Source organism: Marinobacter sp. AN1, assembly GCF_026013985.1.
In the GTDB taxonomy this organism is placed as follows: Bacteria; Pseudomonadota; Gammaproteobacteria; order Pseudomonadales; family Oleiphilaceae; genus Marinobacter; species Marinobacter segnicrescens.
Genome location: NZ_CP110342.1, coordinates 2513723 through 2531703 on the forward strand (window position 1 = coordinate 2513723; position 17981 = coordinate 2531703).

A 17981-nucleotide genomic window follows, 5' to 3' on the forward strand; every position below is an offset into this window, starting at 1 on the left:
GCAGAGCCATGTCTAACGGACGAGCGCGCCAAGGTAACCCACGGCCCGCTGCTCGGACCAGTACCAGCCACCACGGCCGTACTGCACAAACCCCACGTGCCCGCCATGGCGGGTAGTCTCCAGTTGCGTCCACGCACCGAGGACTCCCGGATCTCCGGGAAAACAGGCGGGTGAAAGGAAAGGATCGTCGGCGGCGTTCACTATGAGCGCCGGCACCCGGATATCCCTCAGGCGAAACAGGGAAGACGCCCTGTGCCAGTAATCCTGCGCGCTGGCGAAGCCATGAAGTGGTGCCGTATACCGCTCATCAAACTGGTGGAAGGTGCGGATGCGGTCATAGCCCTCCATGGTGATCAGCTCGGGGAAGCGCCGGGCCTTTTCGGCCATCTTGGGCTTCAGGTCCCGGATAAAGCGGGACATATACAGCCGACGGCTCGGGAGCGCCAATACATCAGCGCCCCCGGCCAGGTCGCAGGGGACTGAGAAGTTCACCGCACCGGCAATCCTGCTGTCCACCCTTTCACCCTGCTCGCCAAGGTATTGCAGCGCCAGGTTACCGCCCATACTGAAACCGGCGAGCGCCATGGCCTGGTAACCCTGGCCCAGGCCATGGCGAACCACCACATCGAGGTCTTCGGTAGCGCCGCTGTGGTAGAACCGGGGCTGACGATTCATGACACCGCCACAGGAGCGATAGTTCCAGGCCAGTACATCCCAGCCTGTCGCCAACAGCGCACGGGCAAGTCCCTGCACATAGGGGCGCCGGCTGTGCCCTTCCAGCCCGTGGCAGACAACGACCACCCGATCCGAACCCTGCCGGTACCAGTCCAGCCAGAGTTCATCATCGTCTGGTGTGACAATCGCTTCCGCTTCGGGCTCACACAGGTCCACCCGCCGGAAGAGGCTGGGCCAGATAGACTGGGCGTGGCCACTACGAAGCAGCAATGGAGCCCGATAAGGCGTTGTGGAAGCCACCTCCGCCGGTGCCTGTTCAGGACTTGCGGATACCGCTGTTTCAGACATGGTGAAAATTCGAATCCTGTGTTTTCAGGGGCTTGACCCCACCCCCCAAAGACCTTAATATGCGCGCCATCTCGACGCCAATCCCCGATAGCTCAGTTGGTAGAGCAACGGACTGTTAATCCGTTTGTCCCTGGTTCGAGCCCAGGTCGGGGAGCCATATTCCGAAAAGCCGCCACCTTTTACAAGGTTGGCGGCTTTTTATTTTGCTCGTAGCTCGCCTCCCTCCCACATCCACTGCCATCTCCTGAACTCGGAAAATACCCGCTTACTAACGCTCAAGAAATCCGTGCCACGGCCGTTAACTCCACCATATGCCCGCCTTGCCATGGAGCGCCAGACCACTAATGTCCCTGTTTTCCAGAAGTATTCTCGCCCGAGTCCTCTCCGTTGTCCTGGCAGCTAACCTGCTGGTTGCTATCTGTGCCCTGCTTTACTTCAGTCACTCGCTGAGTTCGAACCGGGAATACCACGCCCTGGCCAGCGACCAGATGGTCAACGCCCTGGAAGCTGAAGACATCCTCAATCAGTTCAAGACCCAGGTTCAGGAATGGAAGAACGTGCTGATCCGTGGCAGTGACAGTGACCAGCGGAACAAGTACTGGCGCCAGTTCCAGCAGCAGGAGACCAGCATTCAACAGGCACTGGGCGACCTCCTACCCCGGCTCCAGAACGGTGAAGCCAGGGACCTGATGAGTCGTTTCCGGGACGCCCACCAGCGTATGGGCCTGGCCTACCGGGAAGGCTTCGAAGCCTTCAGCCGGTCAAATTATGACCACCAGGCCGGTGACCAGGCTGTGCAGGGCATTGACCGTGAGCCGGCTCAACTGATCGAAGAAGCGTCTACGCTGATCCGTGAGCAGGCGTTGACGCAGGCGTCCGCCCTGAACGAATCCGTCAGCCGCAACACCACCCTTATCGGGTCGCTGATGCTGCTGTCCATCATCGCAGGAACCCTTCTGTGCATCCTGGTGCTATCCCGCTCCGTAGTGCGACCGGTCCGTACGTTGACGGCCCAACTTCACAGCCTGGGCGAAGGCGACCTTTCAGATCCGGCCACCCTGCGACGCGAGGACGAACTCGGCCGCCTGGCTGATGCAGCACGTAACCTGCATGCCTTCCTGTCTGAGACCGGAGCCCTTATGGGACGCTTTGCAGAGCAGCTTTCCAGTACCAGCGAGAGTCTCCGCAGCAACGCCCAGGCGGTCGCGAACCATTCCGACCTGTCCCACCAGCGCATCGAGCAGATTGCCACGGCGATGAATGAAATGTCTGCTACCGCCCAGGACGTCGCCAACCACGCCACTTCGGTGTCGGTGGAAACCCGGGAAGCCACCGCTGAGGTGGACGACGCTGACGACCGTACCCAACAGGCAACACACAGCATGGGCCGGCTGAGCGACCAGATCCGCCAATCAGCCGCGACCGTGGAGCGCCTGGCAGGCGACGGCCGGAAGGTCAGCGAAGTGATGGGCGTGATCCGCGAAATCGCCGACCAGACCAACCTGCTGGCCCTGAATGCGGCTATCGAAGCGGCCCGGGCCGGCGAGGCAGGTCGCGGCTTTGCGGTGGTGGCAGACGAAGTGCGAAGCCTGGCAGCCAAGACCCAGGAGGCAACCACGCGTATCGATACCATCGTGGACACCATCACCCGGGGCTCCAACGACGCCACCGAGTTCATGCGCGCCAGTGAAATCGTTGCCGGCGAGACCAGTGAGGCGGTAGACGCCGTCCGTCAGACCCTCGCCGGCATCAACGACCGCATGAAACAGATCAGCGACGCCACTATCCAGGTAGCGACCGCGGCCGAAGAGCAGACCAGCGTGTCCGACGACATCAACCGTAATGTCACCGACGTTTCGGAAACCGCAGAGAACATGCGTACCAGTGCCGAAGAGAACCTGCGCCGGGTACCGGAACTGGAAAGCATGGCCCGGGAAGCCAGGGAACTGGCCTCCCGGATCCACCAGAAGCGCTGACAGCTCGGGTGGTCAGTTAACCTCTGGCCACCCCATAAACTCCCTGAGCACCTGGTACAGGGTATAGCCATCCCGGGTGCCACAAAGTTCACGGATCGAGTGCATGCCCAGCTGGGGCACACCGATATCCAGGGTGGTCACCCCAAGGTTACCCGCCGTAATAGGTCCGATGGTGCTGCCACAGCCCATGTCACTGCGCACCACAAACGTCTGGTGCGGCAGGCCCAGCTCGTCACTGATATGCCGGTAGAGGGCCGCTGATCGGCTGTTGGTGGCGTAGCGCTGGTTGTGGTTTACCTTGATCACCGGCCCCTGGTTCAGCAACGGACCATGGTTTTCGTCATGCCGGTCACTGTAGTTAGGGTGCACGCCGTGGGCGTTGTCAGCAGAGATCATCATGGAACGGGCGATCACCCGGCTACGGTTCTCCGCACCGCACCAGCGGTCCAGCACCGACGACAGGAACGGCCCCTGAGCCCCTTCTGCGGACATACTGCCCACTTCTTCATGGTCGTTACATACCAGCAGTGCCGGCTCATCACCGGTTGAATCCAGCAGCGACTGCAGGCCAATGTAGCAACTGAGCAGGTTATCCAGCCGCGCAGAGGTAATAAACTCGTCCCGGAGGCCGGACAAACTGGCCGGCTGGGCATCGTAGAAACTCAACTCATAACCCAGCACCTTGCCGATGGACTGCTCCGGGTACTCCTTGAGTACCTGCGCCTCGAGCAGGTCGTTGAACGCCGTCTTGTCATCATCTGGAGCCTGCATTAGCACCGGGGGCAGATCCGTCTGGGCATTGATGGAACGACTGCTGTTGGCGTCCCGGTCCAGGTGAATCGCCAGGCTGGGAATAAACGCCACCGGCCGCCGGAAATCCACCAACCGGTCCTGAACCCGGCCCTGCCCGTCCAGCAAGGTTACCCGCCCCGCCAGTGACAGATCCCGGTCAAACCAGGGGTTGAGCAGTACACCACCGTAGACTTCCACCCCTAACTGGTAGAACCCTTTACGACGCAGTTCGGGGTTGGGCTTGACCTTCAGGCAGGGGCTGTCGGTATGCGCACCGACCATACGGACACCCGCCTCCAGCGGCGACCGCTTACCGGTCCGGAAGGCAACAATGGATGAGCCGTTTCGGATGACGTAGTAACCCTGACCTTGCTGCAGGTTCCACTCCTCCCGTTCATCCAGGACCTGGAACCCGGCCTTGTCCAGGGTTTGGGCCATGTTGCGGGTTGCGTGCCAGGGGGTTGGTGAAGCGGAAAGGAATTCGAGCAGTTTCTGGTTAAAGCTGGTGTGTTCCATAGGTTCTCAAAGACTCGCACGGGAATTCAGTTGAAGGGAGTATCGCATGGGGACCGGGGTGTACTCTACTGAGGGGTTAAGCTTACAGCCACACTCGAGCTGCAGGTGATCAGTGGGCAAAATGTTCGGCGAACACTAAGTTGGTTTTCAGCTTTAAAGCTTATTCTGAATTAGAGGCCACCCCTCTGTTGGAGGGACAGGGTGGGGGATGATTTTCCGGGACCTTCAAAAACAGGGACGTTTTTGAAGAGCCTCCATGGACGGATCCACGGCGTGTCCCGGAAAATTATACCGCTCCCTGGCCCCTGGCACGCACTCCCAGGCCTACATAGTCTAGAACTCGAATACGGTGCTACCCTGACGGCCCGCCATTGGGGGGAGGTTTCCAGGACACGCTGTGAATACATCTCTGTAAGCTCGACGAAAACATCCCTGTTTTCGACGGTCCTGGAAACCTCCCCCCAACACCGTGCCTTACTTCTCGGGTAGACTGTTAGCTTGCAGTCGCTGATCATCGAATACTTAGGAGCCAATATGCCGCAGGGCATCCCCCACTTTCTGGACATCGAATACTTCCAGAACGACGACCTCTTCTTCCCCACCGCCATCGCCTGGAGCCTCGCCGATGGCCGAATGAAAACCGTCGTCATCGAACCGGACGAAAGCTGGCTGCCCCAGGATGCCGAACTGGCCGAAGACGAACTCCGGTACCTGCGGGAACAGGGCGTCCCCCTCATCGAACTGGCCCGGGCACTCCACGAAGACCTGCCCGACCAGCAGGTCTACACCGACGGCCTCGACCCGGACGAAACCCTGATCGACCTGATCTTCGACGCCGTCGCCATGCCCGTGCCCTTCGAGCTGGCACCATTGGACGACCTGATACCGGGCCTGGACCGGGATGCCCTCGAAGACCACCGGCGGGACCTCATGTTCGAACAGGGCCTGGAGCCCCAACTGCCGGAAAACGGCGTCTACGCCCTGCTCCTGCTCGCCCGTCAGGAAGGCCTTATCGAGGCTCCGGACGCAGACCACCATAACGATGAGTGGTGACCATCACACCTTGTGACGGATATGCCAGCACTGATGGATCCGGGGATTCCTCTGGAAGTCCCGGTCCAGGGTGGCCGGGGTCACATCCTCCACCTCGAACAGCTCGTCCAGGCCCTCATCCAGCCGGAAACGCCGGAAATTGTTGGAGAAGATCAGCACGCCGTCGGCCGTCAGCCGGGACATGGCCTGGTGGATCAGTTTGCCGTGGTCCCGCTGGATATCGAGAACCCCCTGCATACGGGCAGAGTTCGAGAAGGTCGGCGGGTCCATGAAAATCAGGTCGAAACGCTGATCCGCCGCCGGCTTGTCCGCCAGCCATTTCAGACAATCCGCCTGCTCAACCACGTGTTTCTTCGGATCTGCGCCATTGAGCGCCAGATTGTCCCGGGCCCAATCCACATAGGTGTTGGACATATCCAGGCTCAGTGACCGGCTGGCGCCCCCAGCCACCGCCTGCACCGTGGCAGCACCGGTGTAGCAGAACAGGTTGAGGAATCGCCTGTTGCGGGCATGGTCACGAATCCAGCGTCGTACCGGGCGATGATCCAGGAACAGGCCGGTATCCAGGTAGTCCCTCAGATTGACCTTCAGGCGACTGCCAAGCTCGTCCACTTCCATGAACTCGCCGGTAGCGTCCTGCTTTTCGTACTGGCGGGTTCCGGTCTGGCGCTGGCGCTGTTTGCACACCACCTGTTCCGGAGATACACCCAGTGCTTCGGGTATGACCGCCAGCGCTTCCGCCAGCCGCTCCCTGGCACTTTTCTCGTCTACCGATTTCGGGGCGGCGTACTCCTGCACATGAACCCGGTCGCCGTAGATATCGATCGCCATGGAAAATTCCGGCATATCCGCATCGTACAGGCGATAGCACTGGATATTCTGCTTGCGGGCCCACTGGCCAAGGGCTTTCAGGTTTTTCTTCAGACGGTTGGCGAGCATCTGCGCCCGCTCGGGGTGGCTGATCTTCGCGCGGATCTCTCCCGGCGCTGTGACATCCCGCGGACGGACGATATTGCCCTCGTTAATATCGAACAACAGCAGCTGGGCGGGTATCTTGCCATTAAAGAACCGGTACTGTTTATGGCTCCGCAGGCCAAGGGAGTGCCCCAGCTCAGGGGCACCGGTGAAGACCCCCAGACGCCAGCCAGGCAAGTGTTCACGGACGGCTTCTCCCAGGGCCTGGTAAAGGCTTCCCAGCTCGCGCCGTTCACTGAGGCGCTCACCATAGGGCGGGTTGACCAGGGCCAGGCCCTCAGATGCCCACTGTCCGTCCCGGTGGAAGTCTGCCACCGCCCTTGCCTCCACGTGGATGATACCGTCCAGCCCTGCCCGGGCAATGTTACGCCAGGCGGTGGCAATCACCCGGCTGTCCCGGTCGTAGCCGACAAAACGGGGTATCCGGCCCTGCTTGCCCTCCCAGGCCCGGCGTTCCGCCTCCTGGCGCAACTCCATCCAGGTTTCCGGCTTATGGCCCAGCCAACGCTCAAAGCCGAAGGTCTTGCGCAGCCTTCCCGGCGCCTGGTCCAGGGCCATCATGGCCGCCTCGATCACCAGCGTTCCGGAACCGCACATGGGATCAATGAAGTCCCCACCCTCTGCGGCAATGTCCGGCCAGCCTGCACGCATCAGCAGCGCTGCCGCGAGGTTCTCCCTTATCGGGGCGATCCCCTTCTCTGTGCGATAGCCCCGCATGTGCAGGCTATCGCCACTCAGGTCAACAGCAATGTCCAGCTCTCCCCGGTGCAGGCGAGCTGACACGGTAATGTCCGGATCCTTTGCGTCCACGCTGGGACGCACCGTGCCCTTCCCCCGGAGCCGGTCAACAACCGCATCCTTTACTTTCTGGGCGCCATATTGCGTGTTACGGATGAGCTCGTTGGTCCCGGTAAACACCACACGAAACTTGCCGGTTACCGCCAGGTGGGCTTCCCAGGGTATCTCATGGACACCCTGGTAAAGGGATTCGTTGGTGCGGGCATCCACCGTTGCCAGGTGCAACAGCACCCGGTTAGCCAGCCGGGACCAGAGACAGGCACGGTAACCTTCGGCGAGCCCGCCCCGAACCCATACGCCGGCAGGTGCCGTCTTCAGGGGTTCCAATCCGAACGAGGCCAGCTCCGCCTGCAGCAGGTTGTCCATGCCTCTGGGACAGGTCACAAAAAATTCGTATTGCTCGGTCACTGGAACCTCCGGATCAGCACCTCGCCCCTGGTTTGCGGGACGCCGGTGTGGGGATTGGGTGTCAAAGAGTCAGGGTAGCGCATGGTAACCGACCCTGGTTATTTCACATAAACATAAAGGTGCGGTCACATAGATGAAATAAGTACTGTACTCCGCCACCAGATTCATCATAGGGTGTCATAGACGCGTCAAATAAAGGGGAGTGCCAGGTGGCCTCCCTGATTCAGGATCCTGACTGCCTTGTCAGAAAGTAACCCGGGACCTTGAGGGTCTTGTTTTTCAAGGGTTTCTTTCATCGCACACTGGCAGACGTGTACACGCTTGTTCTGTAAATCCATGTAGGTGAGGAACGGCATGAAAAGACAGAAAAGAGACATGTACGCTCGCGCATTCAAGCGGGGATACCAGGCCGGCGTGTCCGGTAAATCCAAGGACACCTGCCCGTTGGACCAGCCAGAAATAAGGCAGGAATGGCTGAACGGGTGGCGGGAAGGACGCACCGATAACTGGGAGGGTATGACCGGCGTTTCCGGCATTCACAGGCTTGCCGTCAACGGCACGACCTGACGGTCACCCTGGACAACCCCGCGTGCTCCGGGCTGGAAGAATGTCTCTGACGGATGTTTTTTCAGTACTTTAGTGAAAGTACGACCAGAGACTTACCGCTTTCAGGCGGACACATAACACAGAACGAAATCAAGGCGTCGTCACACTGACGGACCATACAAACTGACAATCTGGTTTTCTGCAGGGGCGCACCGGCTCCCCTCCATCAACTGCCGGAACCTGAAATCGGGTCCACCCGACCCGAACCAGACATAACCATGTCGCCACGGGGTTTATTCCCCGCACGGGCCCGCTCAGCGGGCCCTTTATTTTGTGCGCCCGTCAGACTCTGCCTCGCTACGCCTGATGACCCGCCTTCAATGCCCGGATCGCCTCCACCGACTCCCTCACCAATGCCGGTCCGCGGTAGATAAAGCCTGTATACACCTGGACCAGGCGCGCACCCGCGCGGATCTTCTCCGCAGCACTCGCACCATCCCGGATACCGCCAACACCAATAATAGGGATCTCATCGCCGAGAACCTGATACAGCCCCCGGATCACTCGCAAGGAAGGTTCACGAACCGGGTCACCACTCAGGCCCCCCGCCTCGCCTGCATGCCGGTGCCCTTTCACCGCCTCTCGGCTGATGGTGGTATTGGTGGCCACAACACCATCAATTCCCGCCTCGAGCAATGCATTCGCCACAAACCGGATTTCCTCGTCGTCCATATCCGGAGCGATCTTTACCGCCAGAGGAACGTAGCGGCCGGTTGCCTGGTGCTGGATCCCCTGTTCTTCCTTTATTGCCGTCAGTAACTGCCTGAGGGAGTCGCCAAACTGGAGGTCGCGTAATCCCGGTGTGTTGGGAGAAGAGACATTGACCGTAATGTAATCGGCGTAATCGTAGACAGCGGCAATACCCTTTCGGTAATCCGACTCAGCCTCCTCGGCAGGCGTGTCCTTGTTCTTGCCTACGTTGATTCCGAGCACACCGGCATAGCGGCGCTTGGCCACCCGGGCTACCAGGTGATCGAGGCCCTCATTATTGAAGCCCATGCGATTGATAATTGCATGGTGCTCCGGCAGGCGGAACATACGGGGAGACGGGTTTCCTGGTTGCGGCTGTGGCGTGACGGTCCCCACTTCAATGAAACCGAAGCCCAGGGCACCCAGCCCCAGCAGGTGGTCTGCGTTCTTGTCCAGCCCCGCCGCCAGCCCCACCGGGTTGGGAAAGTCCAGCCCCATAACCTTGACAGGCAGGTTGGCCGGCGGCGGGATCAGGGCCTTCAGCAGGCCGCTGGCCGCGGCCACATCCAGGCCGGCCAGCGCAACCCGGTGAGCGGTTTCTGGAGGCAAGGTGAACAAAATCCTGCGAAGCAACGTATACATAGAAGACCCTGGTTGATATCGCGACTACGGCGCTGGTCAGAAAACCGGCAAAACAACGTGACCTTGTGAAATCTTCTGGTATTATTTCGCGCCTTGTGAACGGGCAGCGAGTATAGCGGAAGTTTTCCACAGTGGCTTCTGTTGCATCGCGATGACCTCTAAATGACTGTCTGGTTAAGGTCTTGTGACCTTTTCCACGAATTCTGTGGATAACTCTGTTGAAAATCGCCTTTCAACCGGGCTGATCCCTTGCCTCAAGCCGCCCCCTGCAAATTGATCATTTTTTAACCAGTTATTTTTTCTCTTATTTTCATGATTTTATATTAGTCAACGCATTGATTCAGGCTTTACGCTACGCTTTAGCAATCGAATATCCGTACACGGTTCTTGTGCATAAAACGAACACAGTTCTGTGACGCAGATCTCAAAAGCAAGTCCATTTTACAGGAGTTGACATGTCTGCCAGCCACCAGCATCGCCTGGACGGAGAGTACCGCGCCGCCTCCCGGGTGACCGTCATCGGGATGATACTGGATGCCGTGCTTGGTCTCCTTAAATGTATCGTAGGGCTGCTGTTCAACTCCCAGGCATTGTTTGTGGACGGCATCCACTCTTTCACCGATGTGGCATCCGACCTGGTCGTCCTTGTGGTCATGAAGCTCTCCAGGAGGGGGCCAGACGCGGACCACCCTTATGGGCACCAGCGTTTCGAAACCCTTGGCACGATGATCCTGGGCAGCTTCCTGATCGCGATTGGCGGCGCCCTCGCCTGGGACAACCTGTGGCGGGTACTCACGTCCAATGAACTGGCGATTCCTGGCTGGCCCGTACTGGTGATTGCAGCCCTGTCGATTCTCGGCAAGGAATGGATCTTCCGCTACACCCGTAAAGTGGGTGAAGAAATACGCTCGGACCTGATTGTCGCCAATGCCTGGCATAGCCGTACCGACGCCTTTTCGTCGGTCGTCGTACTGGTGGGCGCCATAGGTGCCATGGCCGGCTTCCCCTGGCTTGACGCCCTGGCAGCTATCATCATTGCGATCATTATTGCCCATGTTGGCTGGCAGTTTACCTGGAGCAGCGTCAGGGAGCTGTTGGATACCGGCCTATCTGACCAAGACACCCAGCGCCTGCGCTCTGCGGCCATGGAAACGGAGGGAGTACGGAATGTCCATGACCTGCGCAGCCGGCGCATGGGCAGCGATATCCTGGTGGATGTACACCTTGTGGTAAAGCCGGAAATCAGCGTGTCAGAAGGCCACCAGGTGGGCATGCAGGTCATCCGGCGCATGCGCGAAACCCTGCCTGAGATCCGCGACATCAATTTCCATATTGACGCCGAGAATGACCAGCAAGGCATCATTACCAACCCCGAACTGCCGTCTCGCAAGTCGATCCGCGAGTGGTTACGCGGGCAGGTTCCGGAACTGGACAAAACCCGGCACCACCTGCGCCTGCACTATCTTGGCAATCAGGTACACGTAGAGCTTTTCCTCGACGAATCCCCGCCACACCCCCTTTCTGGGGACACTGTGATGGCAAGGCTTGACTCCCCCGCCTGGCTGGGCAGCCTGAGAGTCTGGCAGCCAGGCTGAATCCGGCCCACTATCGGGGAAACGATCCCAACTACGGCGGCCTACCGGCGCTTGGCCTCCATGCGGGAGAGAAATTCCTGCATGACAAGCGTGTAGAGTTCTCCCCCAAGGAACCTGTCTTCCACATCGGAGTCTATGCTGGGGTTGTCGTTCACCTCGATCACCGCCACCCGGTTCCCGGATTGCTTGATGTCTACGCCATAGAGGCCATTGCCGATCAGCCGGGTTGCGTTCAGGGCAGCCTGGACCACGTTCCTGGGGACTTCGTAGGTGGGCAAGGTATCAAAGTCGCCGCTGTCCACCTGCTTGGCTTCCCCGTGCTGGTAGATCTGCCAGTGCCCCTTGACCATGAAATACTTGCAGGCGTAGATGGCCCGCCCTCCGAGTACCCCGATACGCCAGTCGTAGTCGGTGTAGAGGTATTCCTGGGCCAGCACCAGTGCGGACTGGCGGAACAGGGTCTTCAGCGCTTCCCTCAGCTCTTTCTCGTCCCGGGCTTTGAGTACCCCTTTTGAAAACGCCCCGTCCGGGATCTTGACCACCACCGGCAAGCCCAGCTGCTCAATCACCTGGCTCGCTGCGTTTTTCTGGTCCTTTGACAGGATCAGCGTTCGTGGCGTAGGAACCTTGTTGGTTTTCAGCAGGTCCGCCAGGAACACTTTGTTGGTACAGCGCAGGATGGAAACCGGATCGTCAATCACCACCAGGCCTTCTGCCTCCGCCTTGCGGGCAAAACGATAGGTGTGGTGGTCAATGGCCGTGGTCTCCCGGATAAACAGCCCGTCGTACTCCGGCAGGCGCATGTAATCCCGGCGGGTGATTCGCTCCACATTGATACCCAGCTTGCGCCCGGCCTTCTCGAAGCGGCCCAGGGCCACTTCGTCACTGGGGGGCATGTCTTCTTCCGGGTTGACCAGCATCGCCAGGTCGAAACGGTATCGCCTGCGGGTGCGGGGCTTGCGCCAGACGATACTACTGAACCGGTCCAGGGCTGCGGCGAAGGCATCCTGCTGGGCTTCCGTCAGGTCCGCCGGGGCACCCGGCTTCATGGCATCAATCTGCCAACCCTTGCCTTTGCGGTGCCGGAAGGACACTTCAAGGATCGGGCATGGAAAACGTTCAAAAAGGGCCCGCGCCACTGGCTTGAGATCGGGCACCTCGGCCTGGCCAAAGAAGGTGCGCACCCTTACATTACGGCCACCCTTGCTGTCCGGCACCTCATCCCTCGCTGCCTGGTCCAGCCACTGGATCACTGAGGGATCCAACTCTTCCAGTTGCAGCGAGAACAAACCCTTGCGCCCCAGGTCATTCAGGGTCATGACCGAGGGCACCACGTGGTGGCCCCGGGCCTCTGCCAGCAGGGAACAGTAGTACCCCTGACTCAGGTAGCGGGCACTCTGGCAGAGGTTGATGACCCGTACCCGGCTGTGTGCCGGCGCTGAAAACTGCAGGTACTGATCGAAGGTCAGCAGATCCTCACTGGGATAGTACGGCGCCCAGTCCCTGGCATGGTCCACTACAAGCAGCAATCGTGACATCAGAAGAGGCCTCCCGGCCAGCACAGGCAAAGGCGTTCACCCGTGAACGCAATGTTGGCTACAGTAGTACCAGTAACCGGTTTCGGCAATCGTCACCGGATGCGTGCTTTTACGCATGACAGGGCGCTATCCGGTACGAGCCCTGTCACCCATAATAGCGGCGTTTCCACCCTCTGCTGGCGGCTGTCACTATGACCAGGACTACTTTCCGTAACGCCTCACTGGCCGATATCGATGCCCTCGTCGCGCTGGAAAACCGGTGTTTCCGGGACGATCGTATTTCCCGCCGCAGTTTCCGCCGCTTTATCGATATGCCCCGTGATCGCCTGGTCCTGGCGGAACAGGGAGGAGAGCTGGCCGGCTACAGCCTGGTATTGATGAAAGCCAACACCCGCCTGGCCAGGATCTATTCCATTGCGGTGGCCCCGGAACGACGCGGCGAGGGTCTGGGCGAAGCCCTGGTGCGGGAATCGGAGCGACAGGCTGCTGACGTCGGGCGTATTCTGATGCGCCTGGAAGTGCGCACCGATAACCATGGCGCGATCGCACTGTATGAGCGCCTGGGCTATCGTCAGTTCGGCACGCTGCGGGATTACTACGAGGATCACGGCGATGCGCTGCGGTTTGAGAGACGAATCCTGTTCTATGAGCCGTCTGCAGAATTCCCGGAGGTACCCTACTACCCCCAGACCACGGACTTTACCTGTGGCCCCGCATCACTGTTGATGGCGATGGCGGCGGTAGCCCATGACCAATCCCTGACTACCCTGGAAGAGCTTCGCATCTGGCGGGAGGCCACTACCATCTTCATGCTCGCCGGGCACGGCGGTTGTGGCCCCCACGGCCTGGCCCTGGCCGCCTGGAATCGCGGTTACAACGCCACGGCATGGATCAGCCAGGAAGGCCCCCTGTTCCGGGAAACGGTGCGCAATGATGACAAGAAACGGGTTCTGGAGCTGGTCCATGAGGGTTTCCTGCACGACATCGGTCAGACCGGTATCGAGCTGCACCACGACCCCCTGACCCTTGAAGAAATCGAACGGGCCCTGCGAGAAGGCCAGGTACCGGTGATACTGATCAGCACCTGGCAACTGAACCGCAGCCGGGTGCCCCACTGGGTAACCGTCTGCGCCGTCGACGAGCAGTTCGTCTATCTCCATGACCCGGAAGTGGACGTCGAGGAAGGCGAAACCATCGCTGACAACCAGTATCTGCCTGTTGACCGCCGGATCTTCGACCGCATGTCCCGGTACGGGCGTAACCAGCCCCTGCAAGCGGCAGTCATCGTCGGCCCCAAACGCACCGGCGATGCCCGCATCAGCGGGACGTCAGCTTGATCTCGATGCGCCGGTTCTGGCGGAGAGCCTCTTCGGTACGGCCTTCCGCCACCGGGAAGAATTCACCGAAACCAGCGGCGGCCATGCGACCCTCCGGCACGCCCTTGTCCGCCAGGTAGCGCACAACCGCCACCGCCCTGGCCGTGGACAGCTCCCAGTTGGAGGGAAACTCTGCGGTATTGATGGGAATCCGGTCGGTATGGCCATCAATTCGAAGAATCCAGTCGATATCGTCTGGTATGCGCCCAGCCACGTCGAGCAGCACGTTTGCCAGCTTGTCCAGCTCAGCCCGGCCGGATGGCCCCAGGTCTGCCGAACCGGAGCCAAACAGCAGCTCCGAGGGCAACAGGAAGCGGTCACCCACCACCCGGATGTTCTCATTATCCTGCAGGATTTCCCGCAGGCGCCCGAAGAATTCAGACTGGTAACGCTGCAACTGGTTGACCCGCTCCGCCAGCAGGGTATTCAGCCGCTGGCTGACTTCCTGCAATTCCGCCTCTTTCTCAGCCGTCTCAACCTCCTGCATCTCCAGTGCAGTGGCGATCTGCTGTAACTGGGCCTGTAGTTGGCCAATACGGTTGGACAGCTGCTGCAACATGGCCCGCTGGGTGGCCGAAAGCAGCTCCTTCTCGTCAAGCTGTTCACGGGCCTGGGCCACTGAATCCTCCAGCTCTGCGATCTGCATGGACTGGGCCTCGATATCATTGAGACGCCCCAGCGACTCGTCCCGGGCCTCTTCCAGCTCCACTTCCAGTTCATCATTCAGGGCCAGTGACGCCCCGAGCTGGTCCTGGACCCGCTGCATCTCCCGCTCAAGTGCCTCGGTTCGGCCCTGTTCCAGGCCCAGTAACGCAGAAATTTCCTGCAAGCGGCTGTTGAGGCGGGCCAACTCCGTGTCCCGGTCAGACAGGGTCTGGGAGAGGTAAAGCTGGCTGACCACATACACCAGCAACATGAAGATAACCAGCATCAGCAGGGCCGAGAGGGCGTCAACAAAGCCCGGCCAGATATTGACCGCACTGCGGTTGCGGCGTCGATAGCCGATCATGGGCGCTTACTCCCGGTCCGCCAACTGGTCTCTGAGCCGCTGGTTTTCGACGGCCAGTCGCTCCAGGTCATCAGACGCCCGGGCCGGCTGGGCCTCCATGCTGTCGACACCACCCACCAGGTCGGTCACCCCGGTAAGCCACTCTTCCAGGTTGTCGTAAAACCGGTTCTGGGCATGCCCGGCCTGGATATCAAGGAACCCCAGGATGAGGGAGCCTCCAAGACCCAGCAGCGAGGAACTGAACGCGGTCCCCATGCCTTTGAGTGGCTCCTGCAAACCACCCTGGAGGTTTGCAAACACGGCACCAAAATCGCCCTGATCCATATTGAGGTCGCCAATCACCGCTCCAACCGCGTTAATCGTGCCAAGCAGGCCCCAGAAGGTACCAAGCAGGCCGAGAAAGACCAACAGGCTGATGAAATACCGGGTAATTTCCCGCTGCTCGTCCATCCGGCTGTGGATGCCATCGAGCACCGTCCGCAGGGACAGGGTGGACAAGCGGAACTGGTCGCGCTTGGTGTCTTCTCCCAACTGCCGGGCCAGTGGCTTCAGCAAGCGAGGCTCCTGGAGCACGGAGAGCCCGGAATGCCCGGTCCGAAACTGGGCTACCCAGCGCAGCTCGGGGAACAACACGAGCACCTGGCGATAAGTGAGCACAATACCGACAAGGAGAACGAGGAGGATCAGCAGGTTGAATACCCAGTTCGCCATGAAGGCTGTCTGCAGCGGCCGGTAGATTGCCGCGCATACTGCCACCACAATGGCCAGGAAAAGGGACATCCAGAAAAGCGTGTGCTTCAGGTTACTCATGCAGGAATACCGCGTGAAAGGTGGATGAGCCGGGTGCGCGACTGCGCATGCTTCCTAAGACTGGCAAGCCGCCCCCGGGAATGCAAGGCCTATAACGGCCATCCGGCGCGACGTCAATCTCAACCCAGACGAACGGCCGCCTCCTTCAGCTCCGAGATCTCGTCACGGATACGCGCCGCAGTCTCGAAGTCCAGGTCTGAAGCCGCCTTGTACATGTCGTCCTCCAGCCGGGTAATCTCCCTGAGCAGCTCCTCCGGTGATTTGCCCTTGGCCTTCACCTGGTATTTCTCGGCCTCCTCGGCGGCCTTCTGACCCGGCCGTTCGGCCCTGCGGCGACCACGTCCACCGCCTCCGGCGGCGCCCTCCATGATATCGGCGATCTTCTTGTTGAGGCCCTGCGGGGTAATACCGTGCTCCTCGTTAAACGCCGCCTGCTTCGCCCGGCGACGCTCGGTTTCGTCGATAGCCTTCTGCATGGACCCGGTGATCACATCACCATAGAGAATGGCCTTGCCATGAACGTTCCGTGCCGCCCGGCCGATGGTCTGGATCAGCGACCGCTCCGACCGCAGGAAGCCCTCCTTGTCGGCATCCAGGATAGTGACCAGGGAAACCTCTGGCATATCCAGCCCTTCCCGCAACAGGTTGATACCCACCAGCACATCAAACTCACCCCGTCTCAGGTCACGGATGATCTCCACGCGCTCTACCGTGTCGATATCCGAGTGCAGGTAACGTACCCGCACGTCATGCTCCATCAGGAAGTCAGTGAGATCTTCCGCCATGCGCTTGGTAAGGGTGGTAACCAGCACCCGTTCGTTAACGGCTACCCGTTCGCGGATCTCCCCGAGCAGGTCGTCCACCTGGGTGGAGGCAGGGCGTACCTCGATCTCGGGGTCCAGCAGACCGGTGGGGCGTACCACCTGCTCCACCACCTGTCCGGCATGTTCTTCCTCGTACTTGGCCGGGGTGGCCGACACGAATATCATCTGGGGCGCAATCCGCTCCCACTCGTCGAATCGCATGGGCCGGTTATCCAGCGCCGACGGCAGGCGGAAACCATATTCAACCAGGGTTTCCTTGCGGGAGCGGTCACCCTTGTACATCGCACCAATCTGGGGAATGGTCACGTGGGACTCGTCCACCACCAAGAGGGCATTGGGCGGAATGTAGTCGAATAATGTGGGCGGCGCTTCTCCGGGATTGCGGCCGGAGAGATAGCGACTGTAGTTCTCGATGCCGTTGCAATAACCCAGCTCCAGCATCATTTCGATATCGTAGCGGGTGCGCTCCTCCAGCCGCTGGGCTTCCACCAGGCGATTGTTGTCCCGCAACTGTTTAAGCCGTTCATCCAGCTCTACCTTGATCTGCTCGATAGCACCCAACACCGTTTCCCTGGGGGTGACATAGTGTGTCTTGGGGTAAATGGTTACCCTCGGCACACGCCTTAACACTTCCCCCGTCAGCGGGTCGAAGTAGCTGAGGTTGTCCACCTCGTCGTCGAACAGCTCGGTGCGGATGGCCTCTTTCTCGGATTCGGCCGGAAATACATCGATGACATCACCGCGCACGCGGTAGTTGGCCCGGTGGAATTCCACATCATTGCGGGTGTACTGCAACTCTGCCAGTCGCCGAAGGATGGTGCGCTGGTCAACCTGGTCGCCCCGGTCCAGGTGCAACATCATCTTCAGGTACGACTGGGGGTCACCCAGGCCGTAGATGGAGGATACCGTCGCAACGATAATCGCATCTTCCCGCTCCAGCAGAGCCTTGGTTGCAGAGAGGCGCATCTGCTCAATGTGCTCGTTCACCGATGCATCCTTCTCGATAAACGTGTCGGAGGACGGGACATAGGCCTCAGGCTGGTAGTAGTCGTAGTAGGACACGAAGTACTCAACCGCATTGTCCGGAAAAAATTCCCGGAACTCCCCATACAATTGCGCCGCCAGGGTCTTGTTGTGCGCCATGACAATAGTTGGCCGCTGCACCCGCTCGATGACGTTGGCGATGGTGAAGGTCTTCCCCGAACCGGTCACCCCCAGCAGCGTCTGGTGGGCCAGCCCCGACTCGATGCCATCCACCAGGCCCTCGATGGCCTTCGGCTGGTCACCGGCCGGCTTGTAGGGAGAATCCACTCTGAACCTGGACACTGATTTACCTCCACCCTTGCGGGA

Annotated in this window: 13 protein-coding genes and 1 tRNA gene; 6 read left to right on the forward strand and 8 right to left on the reverse strand. The window is 60.0% G+C overall.

Annotated features, from left to right (window positions below; translation table 11 throughout):
- Window positions 1-12: 12 nt before the first annotated feature.
- The gene (locus tag LJ360_RS11580) at window positions 13-1023 is read right to left on the reverse strand and encodes a YheT family hydrolase (protein ID WP_264994042.1); all 1011 of its coding nucleotides are present in this window, start codon (window positions 1021-1023) and stop codon (window positions 13-15) included.
- Between the two features lie 81 nt (window positions 1024-1104).
- Here LJ360_RS11580 and LJ360_RS11585 point away from each other — a divergent pair.
- Window positions 1105-1180 (forward strand) — tRNA-Asn (locus LJ360_RS11585).
- Between the two features lie 187 nt (window positions 1181-1367).
- Window positions 1368-2999 carry a methyl-accepting chemotaxis protein gene (locus tag LJ360_RS11590; RefSeq protein WP_264994043.1) on the forward strand — a complete coding sequence of 544 codons (1632 nt, stop codon included), beginning with the start codon at window positions 1368-1370 and terminating at the stop codon, window positions 2997-2999.
- A gap of 12 nt (window positions 3000-3011) precedes the next feature.
- Here LJ360_RS11590 and LJ360_RS11595 read toward each other — a convergent pair whose 3' ends face one another.
- Entirely contained in the window at window positions 3012-4307 is a 1296-nt protein-coding gene (locus LJ360_RS11595; protein ID WP_264994044.1) for a M18 family aminopeptidase, read from the reverse strand.
- A gap of 534 nt (window positions 4308-4841) precedes the next feature.
- Here LJ360_RS11595 and LJ360_RS11600 point away from each other — a divergent pair.
- Complete coding sequence (locus LJ360_RS11600) at window positions 4842-5360, forward strand: hypothetical protein (protein ID WP_264994045.1); 519 nt, start codon at window positions 4842-4844, stop codon at window positions 5358-5360.
- 3 nt (window positions 5361-5363) lie between these two features.
- On the opposite strand, the gene rlmKL is transcribed toward LJ360_RS11600, so the two are convergent.
- Window positions 5364-7499: a bifunctional 23S rRNA (guanine(2069)-N(7))-methyltransferase RlmK/23S rRNA (guanine(2445)-N(2))-methyltransferase RlmL gene (gene rlmKL / locus LJ360_RS11605; RefSeq protein ID WP_264996031.1), complete on the reverse strand. Its 2136-nt coding sequence runs from the start codon at window positions 7497-7499 to the stop codon at window positions 5364-5366.
- Window positions 7500-7895: 396 nt separating this feature from the next.
- On the opposite strand from rlmKL, the gene rmf reads away from it, so the two are divergent.
- On the forward strand, window positions 7896-8108 hold the full coding sequence (rmf, locus tag LJ360_RS11610) for a ribosome modulation factor (RefSeq protein WP_091848358.1): 213 nt from the start codon (window positions 7896-7898) through the stop codon (window positions 8106-8108).
- A gap of 336 nt (window positions 8109-8444) precedes the next feature.
- On the opposite strand, the gene LJ360_RS11615 is transcribed toward rmf, so the two are convergent.
- Window positions 8445-9479 carry a quinone-dependent dihydroorotate dehydrogenase gene (locus tag LJ360_RS11615; RefSeq protein WP_264994046.1) on the reverse strand — a complete coding sequence of 345 codons (1035 nt, stop codon included), beginning with the start codon at window positions 9477-9479 and terminating at the stop codon, window positions 8445-8447.
- A gap of 455 nt (window positions 9480-9934) precedes the next feature.
- Between LJ360_RS11615 and LJ360_RS11620 the strand changes: the two genes are divergently transcribed.
- Window positions 9935-11074, forward strand: coding sequence for a cation diffusion facilitator family transporter (locus tag LJ360_RS11620; RefSeq protein WP_264994047.1), 1140 nt, complete (start codon window positions 9935-9937; stop codon window positions 11072-11074).
- 41 nt (window positions 11075-11115) lie between these two features.
- On the opposite strand, the gene LJ360_RS11625 is transcribed toward LJ360_RS11620, so the two are convergent.
- Window positions 11116-12612: a RimK family protein gene (locus LJ360_RS11625; RefSeq protein WP_264994048.1), complete on the reverse strand. Its 1497-nt coding sequence runs from the start codon at window positions 12610-12612 to the stop codon at window positions 11116-11118.
- Between the two features lie 191 nt (window positions 12613-12803).
- Here LJ360_RS11625 and rimI point away from each other — a divergent pair, with 191 nt between their 5' ends.
- Entirely contained in the window at window positions 12804-13949 is a 1146-nt protein-coding gene (gene rimI, locus LJ360_RS11630; protein ID WP_091848362.1) for a ribosomal protein S18-alanine N-acetyltransferase, read from the forward strand.
- On the opposite strand, the gene LJ360_RS11635 is transcribed toward rimI, so the two are convergent.
- The 3 genes from LJ360_RS11635 to uvrB all read right to left on the reverse strand — a co-directional run bounded on the left by LJ360_RS11635 (window position 13930) and on the right by uvrB (window position 17957).
- On the reverse strand, window positions 13930-14997 hold the full coding sequence (locus LJ360_RS11635; protein WP_264994049.1) for a peptidoglycan -binding protein: 1068 nt from the start codon (window positions 14995-14997) through the stop codon (window positions 13930-13932). The two genes, rimI and LJ360_RS11635, sit on opposite strands and share 20 nt — an antisense overlap.
- A 6-nt stretch (window positions 14998-15003) precedes the next feature.
- Entirely contained in the window at window positions 15004-15807 is an 804-nt protein-coding gene (locus LJ360_RS11640; RefSeq protein WP_245742393.1) for a flagellar motor protein MotA, read from the reverse strand.
- A 119-nt stretch (window positions 15808-15926) separates the two neighbouring features.
- Complete coding sequence (uvrB, locus tag LJ360_RS11645) at window positions 15927-17957, reverse strand: excinuclease ABC subunit UvrB (protein WP_264994050.1); 2031 nt, start codon at window positions 17955-17957, stop codon at window positions 15927-15929.
- Window positions 17958-17981: the final 24 nt, after the last annotated feature.